This window comes from Microbacterium sp., assembly GCF_052099035.1.
In the GTDB taxonomy this organism is placed as follows: Bacteria; Actinomycetota; Actinomycetes; order Actinomycetales; family Microbacteriaceae; genus Microbacterium.
Window position 1 is genome coordinate 23,765 of record NZ_JBQDSX010000014.1, and the last position, 25,354, is coordinate 49,118.

The 25,354-nt window shown below is 64.2% G+C and carries 20 protein-coding genes and 1 pseudogene; 11 read left to right on the plus strand and 10 right to left on the minus strand.

Annotation, left to right across the window (positions count from 1 at the left end):
• Positions 1-45 precede the first annotated feature (45 nt).
• The 6 genes from ACTIAO_RS06440 (at position 46) to ACTIAO_RS06465 (ending at position 7,718) form a co-directional block, all read left to right on the plus strand.
• Positions 46-1,992, plus strand: a complete 1,947-nt coding sequence (locus ACTIAO_RS06440) for a type I restriction-modification system subunit M (protein WP_441905455.1) — start codon at positions 46-48, stop codon at positions 1,990-1,992.
• Positions 1,989-3,218, plus strand: coding sequence for a hypothetical protein (locus ACTIAO_RS06445; RefSeq protein ID WP_441905456.1), 1,230 nt, complete (start codon positions 1,989-1,991; stop codon positions 3,216-3,218). Before ACTIAO_RS06440 ends, ACTIAO_RS06445 begins: the two co-directional genes overlap by 4 nt.
• Positions 3,215-6,328, plus strand: a complete 3,114-nt coding sequence (locus ACTIAO_RS06450; RefSeq protein WP_441905457.1) for a type I restriction endonuclease subunit R — start codon at positions 3,215-3,217, stop codon at positions 6,326-6,328. Before ACTIAO_RS06445 ends, ACTIAO_RS06450 begins: the two co-directional genes overlap by 4 nt.
• Complete coding sequence (locus ACTIAO_RS06455) at positions 6,325-6,531, plus strand: helix-turn-helix transcriptional regulator (protein WP_441905458.1); 207 nt, start codon at positions 6,325-6,327, stop codon at positions 6,529-6,531. Before ACTIAO_RS06450 ends, ACTIAO_RS06455 begins: the two co-directional genes overlap by 4 nt.
• A gap of 16 nt (positions 6,532-6,547) precedes the next feature.
• Positions 6,548-7,360, plus strand: coding sequence for a GIY-YIG nuclease family protein (locus tag ACTIAO_RS06460; protein WP_441905459.1), 813 nt, complete (start codon positions 6,548-6,550; stop codon positions 7,358-7,360).
• Positions 7,361-7,460: 100 nt separating this feature from the next.
• Positions 7,461-7,718, plus strand: a complete 258-nt coding sequence (locus ACTIAO_RS06465; protein ID WP_441905460.1) for a helix-turn-helix domain-containing protein — start codon at positions 7,461-7,463, stop codon at positions 7,716-7,718.
• Between the two features lie 40 nt (positions 7,719-7,758).
• On the opposite strand, the gene ACTIAO_RS06470 is transcribed toward ACTIAO_RS06465, so the two are convergent.
• The 5 genes and pseudogenes from ACTIAO_RS06470 to ACTIAO_RS06490 all read right to left on the minus strand — a co-directional run bounded on the left by ACTIAO_RS06470 (position 7,759) and on the right by ACTIAO_RS06490 (position 13,041).
• Positions 7,759-8,607, minus strand: a complete 849-nt coding sequence (locus ACTIAO_RS06470; RefSeq protein ID WP_441905461.1) for a DUF4062 domain-containing protein — start codon at positions 8,605-8,607, stop codon at positions 7,759-7,761.
• 9 nt (positions 8,608-8,616) lie between these two features.
• Entirely contained in the window at positions 8,617-9,183 is a 567-nt protein-coding gene (locus ACTIAO_RS06475) for a 3'-5' exonuclease (protein WP_441905499.1), read from the minus strand.
• Between the two features lie 414 nt (positions 9,184-9,597).
• Positions 9,598-10,302, minus strand: a pseudogene (locus ACTIAO_RS06480) (UvrD-helicase domain-containing protein); the annotation flags it as partial.
• Positions 10,299-12,014, minus strand: a complete 1,716-nt coding sequence (locus ACTIAO_RS06485; protein ID WP_441905462.1) for an ATP-dependent nuclease — start codon at positions 12,012-12,014, stop codon at positions 10,299-10,301. The pseudogene ACTIAO_RS06480 and the gene ACTIAO_RS06485, both read right to left, overlap by 4 nt.
• A 127-nt stretch (positions 12,015-12,141) precedes the next feature.
• Positions 12,142-13,041 (minus strand): restriction endonuclease, encoded by a 900-nt coding sequence (locus ACTIAO_RS06490; RefSeq protein ID WP_441905463.1) that lies wholly within the window; start codon positions 13,039-13,041, stop codon positions 12,142-12,144.
• Between the two features lie 299 nt (positions 13,042-13,340).
• On the opposite strand from ACTIAO_RS06490, the gene ACTIAO_RS06495 reads away from it, so the two are divergent.
• The 3 genes from ACTIAO_RS06495 to ACTIAO_RS06505 are packed head-to-tail and all read left to right on the plus strand — an operon-like array spanning position 13,341 to position 16,745.
• Positions 13,341-14,963, plus strand: coding sequence for a ComEC/Rec2 family competence protein (locus tag ACTIAO_RS06495; RefSeq protein ID WP_441905464.1), 1,623 nt, complete (start codon positions 13,341-13,343; stop codon positions 14,961-14,963).
• Between the two features lie 10 nt (positions 14,964-14,973).
• Entirely contained in the window at positions 14,974-16,023 is a 1,050-nt protein-coding gene (gene holA / locus ACTIAO_RS06500; RefSeq protein ID WP_441905465.1) for a DNA polymerase III subunit delta, read from the plus strand.
• Positions 16,024-16,052: 29 nt separating this feature from the next.
• The gene (locus tag ACTIAO_RS06505) at positions 16,053-16,745 is read left to right on the plus strand and encodes a histidine phosphatase family protein (RefSeq protein ID WP_441905466.1); all 693 of its coding nucleotides are present in this window, start codon (positions 16,053-16,055) and stop codon (positions 16,743-16,745) included.
• Between the two features lie 68 nt (positions 16,746-16,813).
• Here ACTIAO_RS06505 and rpsT read toward each other — a convergent pair whose 3' ends face one another.
• The gene (rpsT, locus tag ACTIAO_RS06510) at positions 16,814-17,074 is read right to left on the minus strand and encodes a 30S ribosomal protein S20 (RefSeq protein WP_441905467.1); all 261 of its coding nucleotides are present in this window, start codon (positions 17,072-17,074) and stop codon (positions 16,814-16,816) included.
• Between the two features lie 197 nt (positions 17,075-17,271).
• On the opposite strand from rpsT, the gene ACTIAO_RS06515 reads away from it, so the two are divergent.
• On the plus strand, positions 17,272-18,621 hold the full coding sequence (locus ACTIAO_RS06515) for a GH1 family beta-glucosidase (protein WP_441905468.1): 1,350 nt from the start codon (positions 17,272-17,274) through the stop codon (positions 18,619-18,621).
• Positions 18,618-19,895 (plus strand): MFS transporter, encoded by a 1,278-nt coding sequence (locus tag ACTIAO_RS06520; protein ID WP_441905469.1) that lies wholly within the window; start codon positions 18,618-18,620, stop codon positions 19,893-19,895. The genes ACTIAO_RS06515 and ACTIAO_RS06520 overlap by 4 nt, the downstream gene beginning before the upstream one ends.
• Here ACTIAO_RS06520 and ACTIAO_RS06525 read toward each other — a convergent pair.
• From ACTIAO_RS06525 to ACTIAO_RS06540, 4 genes are all read right to left on the minus strand, one after another.
• Positions 19,822-20,568 (minus strand): alpha/beta fold hydrolase, encoded by a 747-nt coding sequence (locus ACTIAO_RS06525; RefSeq protein WP_441905470.1) that lies wholly within the window; start codon positions 20,566-20,568, stop codon positions 19,822-19,824. The genes ACTIAO_RS06520 and ACTIAO_RS06525 overlap by 74 nt on opposite strands.
• Positions 20,569-20,667: 99 nt before the next feature.
• Positions 20,668-22,371 (minus strand): ABC transporter family substrate-binding protein, encoded by a 1,704-nt coding sequence (locus tag ACTIAO_RS06530; RefSeq protein ID WP_441905471.1) that lies wholly within the window; start codon positions 22,369-22,371, stop codon positions 20,668-20,670.
• Between the two features lie 132 nt (positions 22,372-22,503).
• A complete protein-coding gene (locus tag ACTIAO_RS06535; protein ID WP_441905472.1) occupies positions 22,504-24,432 on the minus strand; it encodes an ABC transporter ATP-binding protein in 1,929 nt (642 codons plus the stop codon).
• Positions 24,429-25,349 carry an ABC transporter permease gene (locus ACTIAO_RS06540; RefSeq protein ID WP_441905473.1) on the minus strand — a complete coding sequence of 307 codons (921 nt, stop codon included), beginning with the start codon at positions 25,347-25,349 and terminating at the stop codon, positions 24,429-24,431. The genes ACTIAO_RS06535 and ACTIAO_RS06540 overlap by 4 nt, the downstream gene beginning before the upstream one ends.
• Positions 25,350-25,354 lie beyond the last annotated feature (5 nt).

Here is a 25,354-nt window from a genome sequence, read left to right on the forward strand (position 1 = left end):
TCGTGATACACCCCGATTTACCCCGAAAGACAGGAGGCGACGCGCATGGCCGAGTCCACAGAGGCCGCAAGGAAGACCACGGCTCGGATCGTCTGGGACACGGCGGACAAGTACCTGCGCAACATCGTCGATGAGGAGGACTACGGCGACTACATCCTGCCGTTCACGGTGCTCCGCCGTCTCGAGTGCATGCTGGCCGACAGCAAGGACGACGTCATCAAGTACGTCGAGAGCTTCGCCGGCATGCCCCAGCACCTCATCGACATCGCCGTCAAGGACCGGTTCGGCCTGGGCTTCTACAACGTCTCCCCGCTCGACCTGGCGACGATCGCCTCGGTCGACGACAACGTGGACAAGTCCCTCAAGAGCTACGTCGACGGCTTCTCGAACAACATCGCCGACATCTGGGTCTCATTCGACTTCAATCGGCGCGCGAAGGTCCTCGCCGACGCCAACCGCCTGCACGCCGTCGTCAAACACTTCTCGACGCTGCCGCTCGGCCCGAAGGAGCTCAGCGACACCGGCATGGGCGACGTCTTCGAGGACGTCATGTACCGGGCCTTCAACAAGAAGGGCAAGGCGGCGGGTAACTTCTATACCCCTCGCGATGCGATCCGGCTGATGGTCGACGTCCTCATCAGCAATGACGACGACACCATCGCCTCCGACCACGCCGCGCGCTCGGTCTACGACCCGACGGCAGGCTCCGGCGGCATGCTGTTGATCGCCCAGGAAGCGCTCAAGAGAACCAACGAGAAGGTCGATGTCACGCTCTATGGCCAGGAGCTCATGCCATCGGCGTTCGCGCTCGGCAAGGCTGACCTGCTGATCCAGGGCGGACGCCCCGACGCGATCAAGAAGGGCAACACCCTCGTCGAGGACCTCTACGAGGGGCAGACCTTCGACTACGTGCTCTCGAATCCTCCGTTCGGCATCGACTGGGAGGTCGAGGAGGAGTCGGTGCGCGAGCAGGCGAAGATCCCGGGTTCGCGGTTCAGCCACGGCCTGCCCGGCACGTCTGACGGCCAGATGCTGTTCCTGGCCCACTGCGCCTCGAAGCTCAGCCCAGCCGGCAAGAACGGCCAGGGCGGCCGTGCAGCGGTCGTCTCGAATCAGTCGCCGCTGTTCAACAGCGACAACGGGCCGAACTCGATTCGCCAGTGGCTCCTCGAAGAGGACCTCATCGACGCCATCATCGCGCTGCCCACGAGCATGTTCTACGGCACCGGCATCGCGACCTATGTCTGGGTCCTCGACGCGAACAAGGATCCGGAGCGTAAGCACAAGATCCAGCTCATCGACGGATCCGGCCAGTGGGAATCGCTGCGCAAGCCCATGGGCGACAAGCGCCGTGAGGTGGGCAAGGACCACCGGTCCAAACTGCTGGAGGCTTACAAGGCGTTCGAGTACGCGGATCCGACGATCTCGCGCGTGATGACGCCCGAGGACTTCATGTTCCGCGACGTGCCCGTGTATAAGCAGGCGCGGTTCGCGACGCGCTTCGACGATGAAGCTGTTGAGGCCGTCCGCGGCCGCCGCGACTTCGTCGAAGGGCACGAGGCAGTCATGCGCTCCCTCGACGGCACCGCATGGAACGACCTGTCGAAGACGTTCCCTGTCGTTGCGAAGGCTGCGGGGTTGAAGGCCCCGCTCGGACTGGTCGACGCCGTGATGAATGCTATGGCTGTTCCGGATGACTCAGCTCCTCTGGCCGTGGATCGCAAGGGCAAGCCGGTGATCGTCCCGGGTTGGAAGCTCACGGAGCGCGTTCCGCTGAGCGAGGACCTCGACCAACACATGGAGAGCGAGGTGCTCCCGTACGCGCCGGGTGCGCAGTGGGACGAGAGCAAGGCCAAGCATGGCACCGACATTCCGTTCACTCGGCTCTTCTATGTGCCCGAAGAACCGCGCCCTCTCGTTGAGATCGATTCCGAAGTCGAGAACCTCATGGGGGAGCTGGGTGACATGTTCCGGCAGGTGAGCGCAGAGTGAGGGCGTCGTTCGCACCGGTCTGGAAGGTTGCAGAAGTCAATCCGGCAACTCCAGAGTTCAAATCGTTGGCTGATGGTGCCGATGTCGCGTTCATGCCGTTGGAGGCAATCTGGCCCGGCGCGAATTGTGACTACAGCCGCACGGTGTCGTGGTCGCGGAAATTGAGCTACACGCAATTCAGGCGTGGGGACATCCTCGTACCCAAGATCACTCCGACGTTCGAAGCTGGACGAACGATCATTGCTGAGATCTCTTCTGCTGCTGGGCTTGCCTCCACTGAAGTTCACGTGGTGAGAGCTAACGACGGCGTTGATCCACGCTTTTTGCAGTACACGTTTCAGAGCCAGCCCTTCCTAGATGAAGGAGGGCATTCGCTACAAGGAGTGGGCAATCTCCGGCGGATCACGCCCCGCTTCGTTCAGGAGTACCGGGTTCTTGACCTTTCGTGTGAGGATCAATCCCGCCTCAGCGACTACCTCGACCAGGAAACGCTTGAAATCGAGGCGATCATCGGCAGGCTCGATGATCTGGCGGGCATGCTCCGCCACCGCGAAGCCGTTGTGCGTACACGACTGGTTTGCGGGATTTCTGATAGCCAGGAAGTTTTCCGGGTGAGCGCCCACTCACCCCTGTCCGGTACTCCCGAGCACTGGGATCGCACGAAGTTCGGCTACGACTTCACCGAGAGCACCGAGCGGAACGGTGACGACCCGCCCGGTCCGCTGCTCTCGATCTCCGAGTACCGGGGTGTGGAGCTGAACACGCGCACCGATGGTCAGCAGGCGTCGCTCGACGTCTCGAAGTACCGGGTGGTGCGCCCGGGTCAGCTCGCGGCGAACATGATGTGGCTCAACCATGGCGGCCTCGGCGTCTCGTCCCTTACCGGGTACATCAGCCCGGACTACAAGGCGTTCTGGATCTCGGATCGGTTCGAGCCCCGCTACGTCCACCACCTTTTCCGGAGCTCTCGGTACATCGACTATTTCGCTGCGATTGCAACCGGCGTACGCCCGAACGCCCAGCGCGTGACCAAGACGGTGTTGGACGCGACCCCGGTCCCGCTGCCGCCTCTCGACGAGCAGATCAGGATCGCCGACGAGCTCGACGAGGCGACCGCGCGCGTCGACGCCATGCTGGTGAAGGTCGCCGACCTCAAGGCCCTGCTCCTCGAGCGCCGCGCCGCGCTCATCACCGACGTCGTCACCGGCAAGAAGGAAGTCTCATGAGCCACGCGCAGCTGATGGAGCTTGAGTTCGAGGACAACCTCTGCTCCGAGCTGGCCGAGCAGGGCTGGCTGTACGAGGACGGCGGAAAGCCGACCGGCTGGGACGTCGGCCTGGCGATGGTGCCGGCCGACGCGCTGCACTGGCTGACCACGCAATACCCGGACGAGTACGAGAAGGCCGTCCCCGGCGACCTGGCCGGCGAGCAGCGTGCCGACGCGGAGCGCAAGCTTCTCGAGCACGTCACCAAGGAGCTCGCCAAGTCGACGCGGATGGATCCGACGACCGGGCACCCGGTCGGAGGCCTCCTCGGCGTGCTGCGCAAGGGCTTCTCCTACGCCCAGATCGGCCGCCCCACGGCGAAGTTCGGCCCGATGATGGCTTTCCCTCCCGCCAATCCGAACCTGACCGAGGTCGTCGAGGCGGCCGCGGCGGTGCGGCTGCGGGTCCTGCGCCAGGTGCGCTTCGACACGAAGACGAACGAGAGCATCGACGTCGTGCTCCTCGCGAACGGCCTGCCGATCGTCACGCTCGAGCTCAAGACCTCTAACACCCAGACGGTCAACCACGCGATCCGCCAGTACAAGGAGGACCGCAAGCCCGGCAGGAGCCGTCCGCTGCTCGCGCCCGGACGCGCGCTGGTCCACTTCGCGGTGTCGAACGACCTCGTCTACATGACGACGAAGCTGCAGGGTGGCGACACGGTCTTCCTGCCGTTCAATCAGGGCGACGACGGCCACGAGGGTAACCCGCCGTCCGCGACCGGCTCGTTGACGAACTACCTCTGGCGCGAGATCCTGGCGCGCCCCAGCTTCATGCGCATCCTCAAGGACTTCGCGCTCTTCGAGCCGAGCAAGTCCGGGAAGAAGGAAGACGGCCGGCTCGTCTTCCCGCGGTTCCACCAGCTGCGGGCCGTCGAGCGCGTGGTTGCCGACATCGAGACGAACGGCCCCGGCAAGCGGTACCTCGTCTGGCACTCCGCTGGGTCCGGCAAGACCAAGACCATCGCGTGGCTCAGCCACCGCCTGATTCGGCACATGAGCGCCGACTCGAAGTCGACCTTCGATTCGGTCATCGTCGTCACCGACCGCACGGTGCTGGACGAGAACATCCGCGACGACATGAATCTCGTGCAGTCGAGCAAGGGCCTCGTCGTGGCCGTGGGCGAGAAGTCGGGGGCGAAGTCCCCGCAGCTCAAGAAGGCGCTCGTCGAGGGCGACCACATCATCACCTGCACCCTGCAGACGTTCCCGGAGGTCATGAAGCTCATCGAGGACACCGAGGAGCTGCGGGGTCGGCGCTGGGCCGTCGTCGCTGACGAGGCCCACTCGTCGCAGTCGGGCTCTGCGGCCAAGCAGCTCAAGGAGCTGCTCGTGGACGTCGAGCTCGACCCAGACGAGGAGATCAGCGCCGACGACTTCCTGGCCGCCAAGGACTCGGCCATCGCGGCGTCGGCGAACATCACGTTCGTCGCGTTGACGGCGACGCCGAAAGGGAAGACCCTGCGCCTGTTCGGCACCCAGGTCGGGGAGCGCTGGGAGGCCTTCGACACGTACACGATGGCCCAGGCGATCGAAGAGGGCTTCATCCTCGACGTCCTCACCAACTACTCGACCTACGACATGTTCCTCCGGGTGAAGAACACCCTGGAGGGCGAGGAGTCCGAGAGCGAGATCCAGGTCAACACCGGTGAAGCGGTCTCGAGCATCGTCCGCTACGCGAGGCTCCACCCGACCGCCATCGCGCAGAAGGTGCGGGTCGTCGTCGAGCACTTCCGGCGGAACGTGCAGCCGCTGCTCGCCGGACAGGCGCGCGCCATGGTCGTGACCAGCTCGCGCATGGAAGCCCTGAGCTGGTCGCGCAAGATGGACGCCTACATCGCCGAGAAGGGCTACGACCTGCACACCCTCGCGGCGTTCTCCGGCTCGCTCACCGACGAGGACGGCGAGAGCGTCACCGAGGTCTCGGTCAACGGCGTGAGCGACGTCGGCAGGGCCTTCCGCGAGCAGGGCGTCTACCGCGTGCTCATCGTCGCGAACAAGTTCCAGACCGGCTTCGACGAGCCGCGGCTCATGGCGATGTACGTGGACAAGAAGCTCTCCGGCGTCGCCACCGTGCAGACGCTGTCCCGGCTAAACCGCATCTACCCGGGCAAGACCGCACCGATGGTCGTGGACTTCCGGAACACGCCGGCAAGCGTTCAGGCTGATTTCAAGCTCTACTACTCCGACGCGCACGTCGACGGCGACGTCGACCCCAACGCGCTGATTACCGTGGGGGAACGGCTCGACACGGCAGGACTCTATACGCACGAGGAGATGGACGCGGTCGCCGACGCATTCCTGACCGATGCCGGGGGCGAGGCGATCGCCAAGGCCCTGTCGCCGATCAAGCACCGCTGGACCGGGCAGTGGCGGCAGACCGTGCTGTCGAAGGACAAGAAGCGAAAGGAGGAGCTCGAAGCCTTCCGCTCCGACGTGCTCGGGTACCGCAACGCCTGGCAGTTCCTCAGCCAGATCGTCGACTACCAGGACCCGGAGCTTCACCGTCGCGCGATCCTCGCGACGCTGCTGGGTCGGAACCTCCACGCCGACGGCGACGACCGCGACGACAGCTTCCTTGAGGGCGTGCAACTGTCCGGGGTCAAGCTCGTACCGTCGGCGATCGAGGAGGACCACTCGCTCAGCGAAGGCAGCGAAGAGGGCATTAAGCTCCCGATCTTCGACGGCGAGCACGGCGGCAGCGCCGCGCCCAAGAAGGGACCGCTCGACGAGGCCATCGACAAGGTCAACGAGATGTTCAAGGCCAAGGGCGTCGACGTGAGCCCGGAGAGCGTCTCCGGGTTCATCACCACGTTCTGGGGCTTCCTCGACGAGAGCGAGGAGGCGGTCGCGATGGCGAAGCACAACACCGCGGCTCAGCTCAAGGCCTCCGATGGCTTCAGCGGCGCGGTCGGGCTGGCAGTGCTAAAGACGGTCAATGAATCGAAGGAGATCCAGTCGTACATGACGGATCCCACATTCCTCAGACAGCTCTCCGACATCGCTGCGGACGCTCTCCACGCTCAACACCGTACAGACCATGACGCGAGCTCCGAGCCGGAAGGCGCATGAGCATGCGCGAGGCGGAGCAGGCAGGCTTCGGCGACGTCATCCGCGAGGCCCGGAATAAGCATGGGTGGTCTCAGGGCGAGCTCGGGGAGAAGGCCGGGGTGTCGCGCCCGACCATCGCGCGCGTCGAGGCGAACAACGACGTGACGACGGCGACCATCGCCAAGATCGCGCAGGCGCTGGGTCTGAAGCTCGAGCTGAAGTGACTTCGAGGTTCTGTCCATGGCTCTGACTCTCGATCCAATCCTGCGCAGCGCAGGGATCGACCCGCTCGAAGCCCAGGTGATCCGGCACGCCTTCGTCAAGGAGCACGAGGACACCGGCTTGCAGGGGATCCACGCCGACTCCACCGACGACCAGATCCTGCTCTACACGAGCCAGCAGTCCGCGAACCCTCGGATCTTTCCGACCTCGCCGCCGACGATCTGGGTGGTATTCGTCCGCGAAGGCGGAGACCGAGCCCGCCTCTGGTCGGTCGTTGAGAATCGCGGCGAGGTCGCGAATGACGGCTCCCTCCGGACGTTTGACCTGGCGGTCGCTGAGCGCATGGCGGACTTGAGAAACCGCCTCGTCATCGGTTGGCGATCGCCCCGCACCTGGCGGCTCAATGGCCCGACCGCGGCCGGCTACCCGGTGATCGAGATCGCGGATGCGCGGCCGGTGCCGTTCCCGGGTTTCGATCGACTCATCCTGGACCACGCGCAATTGCAGGCAGTGATGCGCGAGCACCGGTACGCGGCGTGGCGCACGGCGCTGTCCTCCGTGGTCGGCGTATACTTCATCACTGACACCCATGATGGTCGCCACTACGTCGGCAAAGCCGACGGTGCAGAGAACATCCGACAGCGATGGAACGCGTACGCGAGCAACGGACATGGCGGAAACGTCGAACTGCGCGGTCTGGATGCGTCGACGTTCCGATTCTCGTTGCTACGGGTGTTTGACCCGGCGACGCCCACGCGTGAGATCGACGCGGCAGAGAGCCACTTCAAGGTCGCCTTGGACTCGCGCCGTTTTGGACTGAATCGAAACTGATTGGCAACGACTGCGAAGTGGAGCTCAGGGCGCATGTCGCGTCGTCAGTCCAGCGCACTAGTTACCGCGGTCATACGGTTCGATCCGCGATACTGGAGAGATGCCTCGCAACTCATCGCTGGCCGCCGTGCATATCGGCAGTAACATCGCGAACGCGCGAAAGACGATGTCTATGACGGTGGACGAGCTCGCGGTCGCGAGTCGGATCGACTCCTCAAACATCCGCTCGTACGAAGCTGGCCGCGCCATGATGAATGTGCGGTCTCTGGTCCGGATCGCGGAGGCGCTCAGCGTCGATCCCGGTGTCCTACTCGATGGCGTGGCCTCGGAGATGTTCATCGGGCCGAGCCCGAGCTGACTCGGGGAGAGTGTCACGCCGTTAGACGAAGGTCCCGAGACTAGATGTCGTATTCCTTGCTCATCGGCTCGCCGTTTTCTTTCCACGTGAGTCTCACCCGTGGCTCTCCGCCTCCCATGTGGAGCCAGAACCCGGCGGACTGCTTCTGGCCAGCATGAACCGTCCTCGGCTTTTCCCACCCGGGTAGCAGCATTCGATCGCTCGCGGCTTCGAGAACCACGCCCTCCGCATCGTCGTGTCCTCGGTTGGTGATCTCTACCCACCTCCGAGTTTCGTGCCGGACTCTGCCCTTGCTGTCCGTCTTAGGCTCTCGCTTGCTCTGCCCTTGCACGAGGAACCGCTCGGTGGTGGATGCTGGCGCTGACGGCGCGGTGTGCAGCGGCTGAATCATGTCCCGAAGGTCCATTTCGATCGCGCTCCAGACCTTGGTGAGAAGCTCGTCCTCGTTCTCGAAGCTGCCATAGAGTCCTCGCTCCTGCAGCTTCGTTCGGAAGTCCCGAAGGGCCTGCAACTGAGCGAGATCGACGTCTGCCGGATGTGGCGCTTCGGAGAAGTAGAGATGGACTGGCTTCCCACCCTTGACAGCGCCTTCGATCTCCTCGACGGTGCCGGAGATGCTGGTAGGTGTCTCGCTCCCGACGCGACTCCCAAACAGGGCGATGATGATGTCGGCCTTGGTGAGGAGCTGCTCATTGAGGATCGCCTGCGGATGGTGGCCGAGCATCGGCACGGAGTCAGTCTCCCAGCGAAGCGGATGGAGGACGAATCCCCGACCGAGGGTGTTGGTGCTGTTCCAGCTCCGCAGCGCGCGCTCAACTGCATCTCGTGCGCCGGGGATATCTGAGGGGGAGGCGATCATCACGTTGACGACTGTTGCGAGTTGGGTCACGTTCTCACTCTATGGAGCAGATCCGACATTGAGTGTCTGAGATGACAGCCGCTTGATGTGCTCGAGAACGTCCTGAGCATTCGCATGGATGCCTGCGCGCAGGTCGTCCTGCCACGGGCTTTGCGTCGTCGAGTAGGGCTTGTTCTTTCTTGAGATGAGCGAGTCAGCACACGTGATCATGACGCCATGGCGAGCACGCGAAAGCATGACTAGCAGCACACGGTGTTCTTCCTCCTTCTCGGCCGCAGTGCGAGCGAGGAAACTGGGAACGTTCCCCTTCTCCAGGCCGGGGATGATGACCCAGTCGAACTGCTGTCCTTTACCGGTGTGCGCGTTCAGAAGGTGGATGCCCGCGACGATCGGGGCGTCAGGATCCGCAGGTTCGTGCACATTCGCGACAGCCGCAGCTATCGAGCCCGAAGTCCCAGCGAGGTCTTCTAGCTGATCGATCGCATCCATCGCCTCCGCCAGCGTGTCAACATCATTCGGGCCGAGCGAAGCGACAACGCCTTCGCGCAGAGCTGCTGCCGCTGGGTCGCCGCCGAGCGCACTGAGCACGTTCCGAATTGTATTCATGACGATGGTGCTGTCGAGTGCCAACTCCCACCGAGTGCACGGGGTGCCGGATGACGTGAACTCGGCGTCGATTGGCTTCCTCCGCCACCCACTTCGGCAGATGATCCCGACTGTAGCGCTCGGTTGCTGCGCGGTAATGGCTTGCGCAAGGTTTCGGATAAACGTTGCCTCTTCGACACCCGTTGCGAACCGCGCGCCGGCTGCGATCCCACCCTCGAACCACGAGGCGGGGTCATGAGCCTTCAGGGGCTGTCCGCCGAGCTTCTCCGCGACGGTCGAGAGCAGCGTCAGGACTCTCGGTGATGACCGATAAGAGACGCTGAGTCCTGCAGGATCTCCGCAAACGCGGCGAAGCACCTGTTGCACGAAGGCGGGGCGTGCGCCTGTCCAACTGTAGATGCCTTGCAAAGGGTCGCCTACGAAAGTCCTCTGGGCCGCGCTCGATCGGAGTGCGATATCCAGCTGCTGCGGAGAGAGGTCTTGGAACTCATCGACAAGGAGCGCACCGTAATGGGCCTGGTAGAGCCGAGCAACCTCCGGGACCCGGAGAAGGCGCTGGGCGTGACGAAGCATATCGTCAAAGTACAGAGTGTCGGACCGCTGACGGCGCTCCTCGATCTCGAACGCGCGCTGGTCCCGATTGGCTCCAAGCCGTTCGAGCACTTGAGCATCAGAGTACGGCCCTTGTTTTGCCTCACGCAGCTGCGCATCGAGCGACGCCCGGAGCCCGCTCGCCTCGTTGTCCTCGAGGCCCTCGAGGAACGGCTCAGTCGCATCGTTCTGGGTGGCCTTCTCAGGGAACAACACGTCGGACGGCTCATTGAGTGTGCCCGCGTGGGCACGAATAACCTCGCCTGCGTGGCCATGGAAGTTGTGGATGGTCACGTACCGTCGCACACGCTCGGAGCCGAGTACGTCGAGAAGCCGCCCGCGCAGGTTGGCCTTGGCCTTATTGGAGAAAGTCAGGGCGAGGATGCGCTGTCCTGGTCCGAGACGCGGAATGAGCACTTCGGCGCGACGTGCCAGTAGCTCAGTCTTGCCGCAGCCAGGTGGTGCGATTACCAGAAGGTTCTCATCCGCCGAAGACGGATCCGCCAACCTTGGCTCGGACGAGCTCACTTCGACACCCGGCGTTCGAGCTCGTCGAGGAGCTTGTTGATGCTGGTGATCTTCGTCGCTTCCTCCGCAGTCATTGTCTTGCCGATCGCCAGAGCAGCAGGAACCTTCCGGTTGCCCTTACCCTTTCCAGCATTCGATCGGCAGAATTTGGCGACCGCTGCGTAGTCAAGTTCGTCCATCGTGTCGACCCCGCAGGAGGAGAGGATCGTGCGGTCGTCCCGCGCGACGCCAGCCGCGATCAGCCGTTCCGCTACTACCCGGGGACCGATTGCGCGACAGTACTCATCCTCGAGGTCCTTCGAAGAAGCGAAGACGGTCTGATCGACGACATTGACCGGTTTGCCTCCCACGGCTCCAATCCAGGACGGCAGTTCTGCTTCGTCAACGAGACCAAGCACATCGATGTCGAAACCGGCGGGACCGATCAGTTTGTAAACCGTCGGAAAGTTGTCAGCCCCACCCAGCTCGAAGATGACAGCCCCGTGACGATCGAGTGAGAAGCCGCGAAGGCGTGCCGCCGCCTCAACAACTAGCCGGTCCGCAACCCCTTCGACGACAATCGCGACCCGGGCAGTCAGCGCCTCAAGCATTCGAGGCGACCACCAGTGCGCTTGCGCGCGCTCCTCCACGGTGAGCCGACTCGGCTCGATCTGTTTCGCCGATCCATCGGCACGCACAGTTACGACTTCAGTGGGGTCGAACTTCTGAACGATATACGGCGAGTGCGTGACGAGGATTTTCTGGTTCGTCGCACTAGTGAGCAACTCCGCTACTGTGCGCTGACTGAGCGGGTGCAAATGAAGTTCGGGCTCGTCGACCGCGACGACATTCGCTGCACCTTCGGCGAGGTCGAAGAGAGTCATCGCGATCAGCTGACGGATGCCATCAGATTGCTCGGACAGGGGCATGAACGAACCGTCACGCGAGAGGTACAACGACACGTTATCTAACACCGATGCGGAAGGATCAGCGCCTGTACGAAGAGCGAGATCATCCGCGCTGATTGCGCGCGGCATTGCGCTCGACATGTGAGTGGCAACACCTGTCCGCAACGCGCTGAGACGTTCGTTCGAAGCCAGCTCGTTGTTGAACGTCTCAAGGACACCACTGAGCGTCGTCGTGCCTGTTCCGAGAGTTGGTTCCGCTGCCCGAAGTAGCGCCTGGACGGCTCCGCTCGGACCGTCAAGCTGGGATTGGCGGAGCGCAGGCAAGTATCGCCATCCGACCTTGGCGATCTGCTCACGAGTCAGGCTTCGTACCTCACCGCGTCCAGGGCACCAACGCCGAAGGACTATGGTGTCCTCGTCCTCGGGGTCGATCGACACTTCGAGCCGGATCTCGAGCGATTCGTGCTTGTCTTCTGCATTGACGCTGATCTCGCGATGGAACAGGGCGCGGTCGTCGTCGTCGAACTCCAGGAAAGTGACGCTGACCTCGAGGGGAGCGGCAGTGTCCCTGATATCTGTGGTGGAGAGCTGCTGGTACAGCTGACCTGCTGGCCCAAGCGTGAGGTTCATCAACCGAAGGAACGACGACTTCCCGACATCATTGGCACCGATCAGTACAAGGTGCCTTCGCACCTCGATATCCCAATCGGCCAATCGGCTGTAGTTCTTGATCGTTACGCGACCTATACGCACGAGGCCCCCAGTCGGTTGCGCCTCGGTTCTTTGGCGTTCGAGGACTTCACAAGTCATTCTGTCGATTGACATCAGCCGGCCCGAGCCGACACGCGGTCATGCTCATCGACGTGATTCGTGCGTCACGGCGGGGATCGACTTGACGCACAGATCTGCCCGTAGCCCCGTGACGGATAACAAGCCGAGATTGCCCCGCCCCCTATGAGCGCGGAAGTATCGGCCATCCTTCGACCGCTTGCCCGGGCGTTATCTCGATCTCGGGTGAACCGGCGTTCCGGACAGCTGCGTCTCTCAGGTCTTGCACCACGTCTGTGCCGAGCCAGGAGATCGTCGCGGTGGTCAGTAGATCAAGTTGCGCATGCACTGAGCTGACGCTGTCAATGAAGTCATCCCGCCATCTCGTCTGAAGCAACTCGACGAGGTTGTCGTGATTGAATTCCTCGAGGAGCGCGTCCGACCGCTGCATCGCAACCTTCGTCGCCTCCAACTCGTCATTTGGAAGACGCCCGTGATGCCGTGCCATCAACACTGCGCCTTCGTCCTTCAGTGCGTGGACCTCCGCTGGAAGATCATCGAGAGTTGCTCCGTCGGGGAGGGCGGCGACGATCGCCTCCAGCTCGTTCGCGATCTGCCCGAGGCGCTCGCTGACGCCTTCAAGCCCGTGGTCCGTAACGAACTTCACAGCCGCCCATCGGACGCTAGCCACGTTTGTTTGAGCAATCGCTCTCTGCATCGACCCTAGAGGTGACTCGATCTCCGCGGCGTACTGATTCACAGCCGCCACAGTGCCGTCTAAGTCATACGTGAACAGCGCAACATCTGAGTCGTCTGCGATACGTAAAGCTGACCGCGAGTATCCGCTCGACCGATGGGCGTAGAAGACGGCGTTGTCGACTCGATGCGCTGCGCCGCGTAGCCGCTGAACATCGGGAGAGCCAACCGGCGTTCGCAAGAGCTTCACCTGCGCAGCTACACCTTGGCCGATAACGTCAAGGCCGCCATCTGCTCCAGAGACAGTCCGTTGAACTCGGAAGAAGCCGAGCTCATTCAGATGAGTTTCCGCGATGTTCTCGGCGACTTGCCACGGCGTATCAGTCATGCCCTCACGTTAGTGGTGGCCAGCGACGCCGCACCGTTGTCTCCCGACGTCGTTGCCTCGGGCACGCGATCGCTGCCTGTCCGATAGGACGACGATAGGCACTGCATGACTCAACATTGTCGATTACCAACTATTCGAAAGGGTCTTATGCGCGGCCTATCAAAAAGAACCGCATAAGAGTTTGAGAAGCGACGATTGAGGCCACGTTCAGCCCTCTCTGAACACTCCCAGCGCGACTCTGGAGGTCGCAGAAATCCGTGCTGACCAGCAGAAACGTGCACCCACTTGGGTTAGTAACAGTGTCCGGCGCGAACTGCGCCATCGTCGTCGGCGCTGTCTTCTGGCTGGTGGGCCTCTGCGGCGGGGGACGCACCCTGCGGATCGTGCTGGCGCTGACGTCGTTGGCGGCATTCGTCGTGCTTGTCACGCCCGAGCCCAGCGTGATCCGTGCATCCGTCATGGCAGCGCTCGCGATGCTGACGCTGCTGTGCGGGCGTCCCGGGGCCGGCGTGGGAGTGCTGTGCCTGGCGGTGACGGGCATCCTCATTTCGGACCCGTGGCTGGCGACCACACCGGGATTCGCCCTCTCGGCGGCCGCGACCGCCGCCCTGATCGTGCTGGCACCACCCCTGGCGCGCGGAATGTCGCGATGGATGCCGGGACCACTCGCCCTGGCGATCGGCATCCCCGTGTCGGCACAGCTGGCCTGCGGCCCGATCATCGCCCTGTTCGCCGAGCAGCAGTCCATCATCGGCATTCCAGCCAACATGCTCGCCGACCCAGTCGCTCCGATCGCGACCGTCGTGGGACTTCTCGCCTGTCTGGCGGCACCCTTCCCTCCGTTGGCGGACCTGTTCGCAGCTTCCGCCTGGCTGCCCGCCGCGTGGATTTCGACGACAGCGACGGTCTCGGCATCGGTCCCCGGCGGAACGATGATCGTTGTGCCGGGAATCGTGGCAGCGGTCGTCGTCGCAGGTCTCAGCCTCGCGATCGGAATCCTGCTGGCGGGAACGACACCGTTCCCGGGCTCGGCCGGGCGCTGGGCGCAGATCTCGTCCGTAGGGCTGCTGGTGGTGGCCGGGGGACTGCTGGGCGCCAGAATGCTGCTCACCGGGCCATTGGTGGGAACGACGGTGCCGGAGGCGTGGTCGATCGCGGCATGCGACGTTGGTCAGGGCGATGCGCTGGTGGTCCGTTCCGCGGGGCAGATCGCGCTCATCGATACCGGGATGGAGCCCGAGCCGCTGAACACGTGTCTGAGTGCGCTCGGCATCGACCGGATCGATCTGCTGGTGCTCACCCACTTTGACGCGGATCACGTCGGTGCGGCCGACACCGTTGTTGGCCAGGTTGGCACCGTGCTGCACGGCCCGGTCGAGGCGGGAGATGAGCAGGGCCTACTCGACCGGCTGCAGGAGGGCGGAGCTCGGCTGGTGTCGGCATCCGCTGGAATGCACGGCAACCTCGGAGGAGCGAGGTGGCAGGTGCTGTGGCCGCGGAAGAACTCCGCCGCGTTTCCGGCCGGAAACGATGCCAGTGTCGTCCTGGAGTTCGATGGCGGGGGAGTCCCGCGGTCGCTGTTCCTCGGTGATCTGTCGGCGGTGCCGCAGCGGATGCTGGTCGGCGAACTTCACGGAACGTATGCGGTGGTGAAGGTCGCCCATCACGGCAGCGCCGACCAGGACCCCGGGCTCTACGCACAGGTGCGGCCGAGCATCGCCGTTTTCAGCGTGGGAGTCGACAACGATTACGGCCATCCACGTGCGGAGACGATCGCAGCGACCGAAACGGCCGGCGCTCTCACGCTGCGGACCGACCTGCAGGGACGTATCCTCATCGGCATGGACGGTGACGCGCTCACGGTGTGGACCGAGCGCTCCGATGACTCCGGCGAGACGGCCGATGTCGGCGACGCCGAGTAGGCTCTTATCCATGCCTGCTCCTCGTTCTTCAGCCCGTGGTGGCGCCGGTGGGGGAGCGAAGGCGACCAAGATCCCTCAGGTGTCGTGGCGCGAGCCGCGGCCGGCTCCTGTCGTGATCATCTCGGGTCCTGAGGAGGTCTGCGCTGAGCGCGCGAGCGCCGGTATCCGTGACTATCTGCGTGCCGAGGACCCGGCACTCGAGGTCAGCGATGTCCGTGCCGACGACTACGCGCCGGGCACGCTTCTCTCACTCACCTCGCCGTCGTTGTTCGGCGAGCCGCGGCTCGTGCGCGTCTCGGGCGTCGAGAAGTGCTCCGACGACTTCATCAAGGAGGCCGTCTCGTACCTCGAGCATCCCCAAGAGGGTGCCACGGTCCTGTTGCGGCACACCGGTGCGAGCGTGCGCGGCAAGAAGCTGCTCGACGCGCTGCGCGGCGGATCGGGCGGAGGCATCGAGATCGCCTGTCCCACGGTCAAGCGCGACAGCGACCGGGTCGACTTCGCCGCGGGGGAGTTCAGGGCGGCCCGCCGCAGGATTGCGCCCGACGCGCTCCGGGCACTCGTCTCCGCTTTCGCCGATGACCTCACCGAACTCGCATCCGCGTGCCAGCAGCTGCTCCGCGATGTCGAGGGCGACATTACAGAAGACGTCGTCAACAAGTACTACGGCGGCCGCGTCGAGGTGTCAGCGTTCGTCGTCGCCGACACAGCGATCGCCGGGCGCTACGGCGAGGCACTCGTCGCTCTGCGTCACGCCCTCGATTCCGGCGCGGATCCGGTGCCGATGGTCGCCGCCTTCGCCATGAAGCTGCGCACGATGGCACGGGTCGCCGGTCAGCGCGAACCCAGTCGCAGCCTCGCGCAGCGACTCGGCATGAAGGACTGGCAGGTCGACCGTGCCCGTCGCGATCTGAGTGGTTGGAACGAGCGCTCATTGGGCCTTGCGATCCAGGCGACGGCCCGCGCCGATGCCGAGGTGAAGGGCGCCGCACGCGACCCGATCTTCGCGCTGGAGCGCATGGTCGCCGTCATCGCCACGCGCGTCCCATTCGGAGAATGACCCATAGGCTCCACGCGTAGGCTGGCGCCATGCGACTTCTCCTGATCAGACATGGCCAGACCCCCAGCAACGTCGCCGGTGCACTCGACACCGCGCGCCCGGGTGCGGGTCTGACCGCACTCGGTCATGCACAGGCCGCTGCGATCCCGGAGGTGCTCGGCGGGCAGCACATCGACGGGCTCTACGCCTCAGTGCTCACGCGGACCCAGCTGACCGGTGCTCCGCTGGCTGCGGCTCGGGGGCTCGAGATCCAGGTGCGCGAGGGGTTCGAGGAGATCTCCGCAGGACGTTTCGAGATGCACACCGACGCGGATGCCGTCCAGAGCTACGTCGAAGCCGGCTGGCGCTGGGTGAACGGCGATCTGGAACACGAGATCGCCGAGGGGGAGAGCGGACACGACTTCTTCGCACGCTACGACGCGGCGATTGCGGGCATCACGCAGCATCGACAGGCGCAGGAGACCGTGGCGGTCGTGAGTCATGGCGCCGCTATCCGGGTATGGGCGTCATGCCGCGCGGTCAATGTCGCGGCAGAGTCGGCTGCGCAGCGCCGTCTGCAGAACACCGGCATGGTCATCCTCGACGGTGACCCGGGCACCGGATGGACGCTGCAGCACTGGCAAGAAGAGCCGCTCGGCGGACGAGAACTCGAAGACCAGCTCGCGCACGATGTCACCGGTGAGCCCGAAGACGCGGATGCCGTGATCGAGGGTCGTTCGTAGCACCAACGCCGAAGGCCCGCCCCCACCGGGGACGGGCCTTCGAAAAGTCAGTTCAAGAACTGCTCGGCTCAGAGAGCTGCGACCTGCTTGGCGATCGAGGACTTGCGGTTCGCCGCCTGGTTCTCGTGGATGACGCCCTTGCTGACGGCCTTGTCGAGCTTCTTCGACGCAACCTTCAGGGATGCCGTTGCGGCAGCCTTGTCACCCGAGGCAACAGCCTCACGGGTCTTGCGAACGGCGGTCTTGAGCTCGGACTTGACGGCCTTGTTGCGGACCGTTGCCTTCTCGTTGGTCTTGATGCGCTTGATCTGCGACTTGATGTTTGCCACGCGTGGAAACTTTCGTTCAGGGATGGATGGGATTTGTCGTAGGCAGGAAGAGGGCTGCTGTCCGACGGTCGTGAGGGATAAACCCACACGCAAGCCAAGAATCAACTCTACCAGGTCTGCGGACTCTCCTTGCGCGTCGCTCGCGCGGAGCGTTTCGGATGAGGCAAGCTGGGCATACCCGAGCGAAGGAGCTCCGAATGCCGGATGCATCGATCCCGACTTTCCCCGCGCCGAAAAATCTGCGTTGGTCGGCAGCGACAGCGGCCTTCCAGGTTGAAGGCGCGCGCACCGCAGACGGACGCGGTAGATCGATCTGGGACGACTTCGTCGACGCTCCCGGACGCGTCATCGACGGATCATCCGCAGAACCCGGTCCGGACAGCTACCATCGCGGCGCTGAAGATATCGCGCTGCTGCGGGATCTCGGAGTTGACCGATACCGCTTCTCGATCTCCTGGGTGCGCGTGCAACCAGATGGCACGGGCCAGGTCTCAGTCCCCGGCCTCGCCTACTACGACCGGCTCGTCGATGGCCTGCTCGAGGCGGGAATCACCCCGTTCCCGACGTTGTATCACTGGGATCTGCCCTCTTCCCTCGAGGCAGAGGGAGGGTGGCTCACCCGCGACACCGTCGAGCACTTCGCGACCTACGCCGAGATCGTTGCCGAGGCCCTCGGCGACCGGGTCAAGCACTGGTACACGATCAATGAGCCCATCTCCACATCGCTGCAGGGATACGCGATCGGTGAACTCGCCCCGGGGCGTCAGTTGCTGTTCGACTGCCTGCCGACCGTGCATCATCAGCTGTTGGCGCACGGGCGCGCCGTGGCCGCTCTTCGAGAGAACGGTGCGGATGCCGTCGGCATCGTCAACAACCACACCTGGGTGCGACCAGCATCCGATTCGGCGGCAGATGCGACGGCGGCGTATCTCTACGACCTCATCCACAACCGGCTCTTCGCCGAGCCTGTTCTCACCGGAGAGTATCCGGACCTTGCCCCGTTCGGCGTCGAGATGCCGATCCATGAGGGAGATATGGCAGCCATCTCGACGGCATCCGACTTCTACGGCATCAATTTCTACAATCCGACGACGATCGCGGCCGCCCCCGAAGATGCGCCGGTGCCGTTCGTTCAGGTCCCCACTCCCGGAACAGAGCACACCGGGTTCGGTGAGCTCTGGCCGATCGAACCCGCCGCACTCACCGCTCTCCTCGTCGACACGAAAGAGCGATACGGCACGGCACTGCCACCGATCATCATCGGCGAGAACGGCGCATCGTTCCCCGAGCCGGACCACCCGGACGTGCGCATCGACGATACCGAGCGCATCGCCTACCTCGAGGGTCATATCGGTGCCGTCGCGGATGCCGTCGCCCAGGGCGTCGACATCGAGGAGTACACGGTGTGGAGCCTGCTCGACAACTTCGAATGGGCGAACGGCTTCACGCAGCGCTTCGGCCTCGTCCACGTCGATCAGGACACCTCGCAGCGTACGCCGAAGGCATCATTCGACTGGTACCGCGCCCTGATCGCTGGCACCCGATGAACGGCATCCGTCCGCAGAACGGGCGCGTCGGCGGCGCATGGATGACGCTGTTCGGCATCGCCTGGCTGGCCGTGTGGACTGTGCAGCTCACTCCCGTCCAGCTGCTCCTTCCGCTGCAACTGGACACGCCGGGCGGCCCGGCGGACTGGATCACCGGCGTGGTCTGGTCGGGGCTGATCCTGTCGATCGGCGGTTTGGCGGGCGTGATCGCGGGACCTTTGGCTGGAATGCTCTCCGATCGCACCACCTCGCGCTGGGGGCGCCGTCGGCCTTGGACGATCGGTGGTTCGGTGCTCACGGCGGTCTCGCTGCTGCTGACCGGTGCCGCATCGGACCCGGTCGGCGTCGGCGCCGCGTGGGTGGGCGTATCGATCGGCATCGCGGTGGTTTCAGCCGCTCTCACCGCAATGATCGCCGATCAGATATTCGCGCAGCGTGGCACGGCATCCGCACTGGTGAGCTCGGCTCAGGCCGTCGGCATCGTCGTCGGTGTCGGCGCGGTCGTGCTGCTGGGCCTCGGGATCGGCGCGAGTTATGTCGCTCTGGCGGGGTTCATCCTCGTGATCGGTGTGGGAACCGCTGTGCTGCTGCCGGATTCGACGGCTCCGCGTCGCCTGGTGCCATCGGCGCAGCAGACGTGGCGTGAACGACTGGGAGCTCTGCAGGATCGCAACTTCGGCTGGGTGCTCGCGAGCCGCCTCACGGTGAATCTCGGAAACGCGCTGGGAACGGCGCTGCTGCTGTTCTTCCTGCTCTACGGCGTCGGTTCTCCCGCCGATCGCGCCGAAGACGACCTGCTCGTGCTCATCGTGATCTACACGATCTTCGTGGTGGCGGCATCCCTCATCGCCGGATCCATTTCGGACCGCACCGGCAAACGGAAGTCCATCGTGATCATCGCAGCCCTCGTGCAGGCGCTCTCCGCGGTGATGATCCTCATCTCGCCGACCTTCATCGGTACCGCGGTCGCCGCCGGTGTCATGGGCGTCGGCTACGGCGCCTACATGGCGGTGAGCCTGGCACTGGCCACAGATCTGCTCCCACGTCCCGAGCACCACGCCCGCGACCTCGGCGTCGTCAATGTCTCAGCGAGCCTCGGTCAGCTTCTCGGGCCGCTGCTGGGTGCGGCTCTCGTGGCGCTGGTGGGCGGGTTCTGGCTGCTGTTCCTCGCGGCCGGAATCCTGTCGGTGCTCGGCAGCATCATGACGGTTGCTGTGCACGCGCCGCAGCCTGCTGCTCCAGAGTTGCGACCGCCACATCCAGCAGAGCATTGAACACGCGCGGCCGCATCGCTGTGACCAGATGCGAGGTGCGCGGTACGACGATGAGTTCGGACTGCGGGGTGAGCCGCTGGAAGAGCCGCTCCTGCATGCGCAGCTGATCGAACTGACCGTTGATCCACCACAGCGGCATCTGAAGGCGGCGGAGGTCAGCTGCGAGGTCCAGCGCGCCGAGGCTTGCCAGCGCGACATCCTGCGCATCCAGCGCGTAGCCGCCTGCGGCGAAGTCCGGGCGGGTTTCGACGGGGATGGTCGCTGCGAGGACCCGGTCGGCGATCCACAGGCCACGATCGGGCAGAGAGTCGAACGCCCGGGCGAGCGTGCGGTAGGTGGCAAGCGCCGCCCCACGGGGGAAGGACGTGCAGGATGCTCCGATGAACCCGGCGATCGGGGGAGTGGATTCCGCACCGGCGTACGCGGCCGAGACGAGTCCGCCCATGGAGTGGCCCACGAGCACCACGGGGCCCCGAGCCGCAGCATCCTGAACTGCGGCGTCGATCGTCGCGAACGCGCCATCGAGGGTGAAGGTCTCCGCCATCCGTGAGCCGTGCCCAGGCAGATCGACAGCGACGGCGGGTACCGCGCGCTGCGCGAGATGTTCGAGCTGGGAGCGCCACATCGTCTGAGACGTGCGGATGCCATGCACGAGAACGACCTGGATGCTCACGGTCCCAGCATACGAAAAAGCGGGGCCGGTGGATGAACCACCGGCCCCGCTCCCGACTTGCTCACTGACCCTTCGACAGGCTCAGGGAGCGAAGTGTGCTTACTTCTCCCAGCCCATGTCCTCGACGGGCTGAACGCCGAAGCCGTCCAGACCCACGTAGGGCTCAGGGGTGAGGTTGGCAAGACCGGTCTTGACAGCCGAGATCGACGGACCGTTGTAGAGCGGGATCAGGCCCCACTCCTGGAAGATCTCCGCCTCGAGCTTCATGGCCGCAGCCGTCTGCTCATCGGCGGTCGTCAGGGCCTCGACCTCTTCGTGGATGCGCTTGTCCATCTCCGGCGTCTGGACGCCCGAGAGGTTCAGGCCCATGTCCTGGCAGTACAGCTGGCAGAACCAGGCAGCACCGAACGGGTCGGACGAGGTGAAGCGCAGCGACGCGATGTCCCAGTTCTTCGAGGTGTAGTCGTTCGAGAAGTCGGTCGACGGGCGAATGTCGATCTGAACGTCGATGCCGACCTCCTTCTCCTGCGCCTGGAGAGCCTTGGCCAGAGCCTGGGTCGTCGGGTCATCGCTGAAGACCGGGTAGACGACGGACAGCTTCTCGCCGTCCTTCTCGCGGACGCCGTCTTCGCCCTCGACCCAGCCGGCCTCGTCGAGAAGCTTCTTGGACGCGTCGGGGTCGAACTTCCAACCGGCCTCGGCCAGAGCGTTCTCGTAGCCCGGCTGGAACGGGAACAGCGTGAAGGAACCGGCAGGCTCCTCTTCGTAGTCCAGACCGTTCCAGGCGATCTCCTTCTGCTGGTCGATGTTGACAGCCTTGAAGAACGCCTCGCGGACCTTGACGTCCTCGAACTGCGGCTTGTCAGCGTCGACCTCGAGCAGCGTGTTCGCGGTCTGCGTCGAACGGTAGATCGTGATGTCCTTCATGTCCGCAACCTGCTCCATGCGGTCCTTGGTGCCGACGCCGACCATGTCGATCTCGTCTGCCTTGAAGGCGTTCATGGCGGCCGAGGACTCGAGCGCGGTGAAGGACACCTTGTCGAGCATGGGCTCGTTGCCCCACCACTCCGGGTTCGGAACGAACGAGACGTAGCCCGAGTTCGCGTCGAACTCGTCGATCATGTACGGTCCTGCGCCCCACTCAGCGTGCGGGTCACCGATCATGGCTTCGTTGAACGTGGCCGGGTCGTTCAGCGCGGGGTGGATGACACCCGTGAGGAACGGCATCTCCGGCCAGGCGAACTCGCCGTCGAACTTGACGATCGCGGTCTTCGCGGTGTCGCCCTGCTCGACCGAGGCGATGTTCTTGTAACCGTCGGTCGCGTTCGGGTTGAACTCTTCGTTGGTGCCGTTGTTGGCCTGCCATGTTGCCTGGATCGCGGTCCAGTCCATGTCGGTGCCGTCGTTCCAGTGCGCCTCATCCGTGAAGGTGAAGGTGATCTGGGTGTTGCCGTCGACCGTGTCGATCTTCCACTCGTCGAGGTACGCGTCGTTCTTGTACGGGGTGCCGTCGTCCTTCTGCAGCATGATCTGCGGCATATACCACGCGGCAATGCGGGCCGTGTCTGCAGAACCGTCTCCGTTGAACGCGTTCAGCTGCTCCGGTACCTCGTTGATCGGGAAGCGGGCTTCGCCGCCCGCCTTGAGGTTCTCGCGGGGCTGCGGGTTGTAATCCGAGGCCTTCGTCTCGACGGGCTCGCTGCCTCCGTCACCGTTATCACCGGTGTCGGATGCGCAGCCCGCGAGGGCGAGTGCGAGGGCTCCGCTAAACGCGAGCGCCCCCATCAGCTTGTGCTGCTTCATGGTGCTCCTTTCGCCTTTCGGCGTGTCATAAGGCGAGAATAGTTCGCACGGTGGCCGAATTCGCCCCGAGAACAGTGAATCGCGCCTAACTGTTATCGGACGGTGACCGAGTGCCACCGACCGATGACGGAATTAGCGAACGACGGGCTCGGCCTGCATCGTTTCGGGGTTGAAAATGAGCCGCTCACGGGTGCGCTCGATATCGGGGTCCGGCACCGGGATCGCGGACAGCAGAGCCTTCGTATACGGATGCTGAGGATTCTCGAAGATGTCCTCGACATCGCCGTGCTCGACGAAATCGCCGAGATACATGACCGCCACGCGGTCGGCGATGTGCCGGATCACGGAGAGATCGTGTGCGACGAAGAGATACGACAGGCCGAGTTTCACCTTCAGCTCATCGAGCAGGTTGATGACGCCAGCCTGGATCGACACGTCCAGCGCCGAGACCGGCTCATCGAGCACGATGATCTTCGGATTGGTCGAGAGCGCGCGGGCGATGCCGATGCGCTGGCGCTGACCGCCCGAGAACGCCCCGGGGAACCGGTCGATGTGCGCGGGGTTCAGGCCGACGAGGTCCATCAGCTCCTTGACGCGCCGGTGCACTTCGTCCTTCGGGGTGCCGATCGCACGCAGAGGCTCGGCGATGACGTCGTTGACGGTCATGCGCGGGTCGAGTGCCCCCATCGGGTCCTGGAAGACGATCTGGATGTCGCGCCGCACCTGGCGTTCGATCTTGCGGCTGGTGATGTCGTTGACGCTGGTGCCGTTGATGATGATGTCGCCGTCGTTCTGCTTGACCAGATCCATGATCTGCAGCAGCGTCGTCGTCTTGCCCGACCCGGACTCGCCGACGATCGCCATCGTCTCACCCTCGCGCACGTCGAAGGTGACGTTCTTGACCGCTCGCACCTCGCCGACCTTGCGCTTGAGGAAAGCGCCCTTCATGAGGGAGAAGGTCTTGTTCATGTTGCGCACGTCGAGAGTGACCGGACGCTCCTCGCGCGGTGTGCGGGTCAGATCGCTTTCCGGGACCTCGTGGACCGGGTACACCGGAAGCCCGCCGAGCAGGCCGCCGTCTTCGATCTCGTTGGCACGGATGCACGCGACCTGGTGCGATGAGCCGGTTCCGGTCGATACGTCGACCAGATCGGGCTCACGGGTCCGACAGGCGTCCACGACGATCGGGCATCGATCGGCGAAGGGACATGCGTCGGGCAGGTTGATGAGCAGGGGAGGGTTGCCCTTGATCGGGATCAGGGGCTCCTTGTCGTGCTTGTCGACGCGTGGGATCGCTCCGAGGAGCCCGATCGAGTACGGCATCCGGGTGTGATGGAACAGTTCGCCCACGGGCGCGTGCTCGATGGGCTTGCCGGCATACATCACCATCACGTCGTCGGCCATTCGTGCGACCACACCCATATCGTGCGTGATCATGATCGTGGCCGCGCCCGTCTCGTCCTGGGCCTTCTCGATCAGGTCGAGGATCTGGGCCTGGATCGTCACGTCGAGTGCCGTGGTCGGCTCGTCGGCGATGATGAGCTTGGGGTTGTTCGCCATCGCGATGGCGATCACGACGCGCTGGCGCATGCCACCGGAGAACTCGTGCGGGAAGCCCTTCATGCGCTTCTCCGGCTCGGGGATGCCGACCAGACGCAGCAGTTCGACCGAACGGTCCCATGCCTGCTTCTTGGAGAGCCCGCGGTGCACCGTGAGAGCCTCGATCAGCTGGTCGCCGATCGTGAACACGGGCGTGAGCGACGTGAGCGGATCCTGGAAGATCATCGCGAGCCCGTTGCCACGGATGACGGACATCTGCTTGTCGGACTTGCCGAGCAGCTCCTGGCCGTCGTAGATGATCGAGCCCGAGACCTTGGCGTTCTCATCGAGCAGGCCCATGATCGCGAGTGATGTGACCGACTTGCCCGACCCGGACTCGCCGACGATGCCGAGGGTCTTGCCGGCTTCGAGATCGAAGGAGACGCCGCGGACGGCATCCACTCGTCCGGCCTCTGATGCGAAGCTGACCGTGAGGTCGCGCACCGAGATGATGGCGCTCATGCGCGACCTCCTGCCGCTGAAGTGGGATCGAGGGCGTCGCGCAGACCGTCGGAGACGAGAGCCATCGAGACGGTGAGCAGCGTCAGGGCCGCCGCGGGGAAATAGAACAGCCACGGGGAGCTGGTGATGACGTTGGCACCGGAACCGATGAGGGATCCGAGCGAGACATCTGGAATCTTCACACCGAATCCGATGAACGACAGACCCGTCTCCGCCATGACGGCACTGACGATGCCGAGGGTGAAGTTGATCACCAGGAGCGAGCCGATGTTCGGCAGCAGGTGACGCAGCACGATTCGCATCCCGGAGACGCCCATGTAGCGCGCGGCGTGCACGTACTCGCGCTCGCGCAGCGAGAGGGCTGTGGTCCAGACGACGCGGGCGGGGAAGAACCAGCCCACGATGAAGACCATGATCAGCGAGATGACGAGCCAGTTTCCACCGGCGCGGTTCGACATCAGCGACAGGATGAGGAAGCTCGGGATCACCATCATGAAGTGAATGACGGCCAGGGTGACCCGCTCGGTCCAGCCGCCGAAATAGGCGGCGGCGGTGCCGATGATGGCGGAGAGGATCGTGACGCCCACAGACACCGTGACCGCGATCATCAGTGACCGCTGGGTACCCAGGGCGACCTGAGCGAAGGTGTCGTTTCCGGCCATCGTGGTTCCGAACCAGTGCTCGGCCGACGGACCCGTTCCGAGGTGCAGGAAGTCGAGCTCGATGTGGTCGTATCGGGCGATGAGCGGGCCGATGATCGCGAACAGCACGAGCAGGATGAAGATGATGATGCCTGCGACAGCCGGCTTGTTGCGCATGAAGCGGCGCGAGTAGAGCGTCCACTTCGACATCGGCTTGCCGCCGGATGTTTCAGCGAGCACGGGGCCAGCGGGAGCTTCCACGGTCGGATCGATCATTTCGC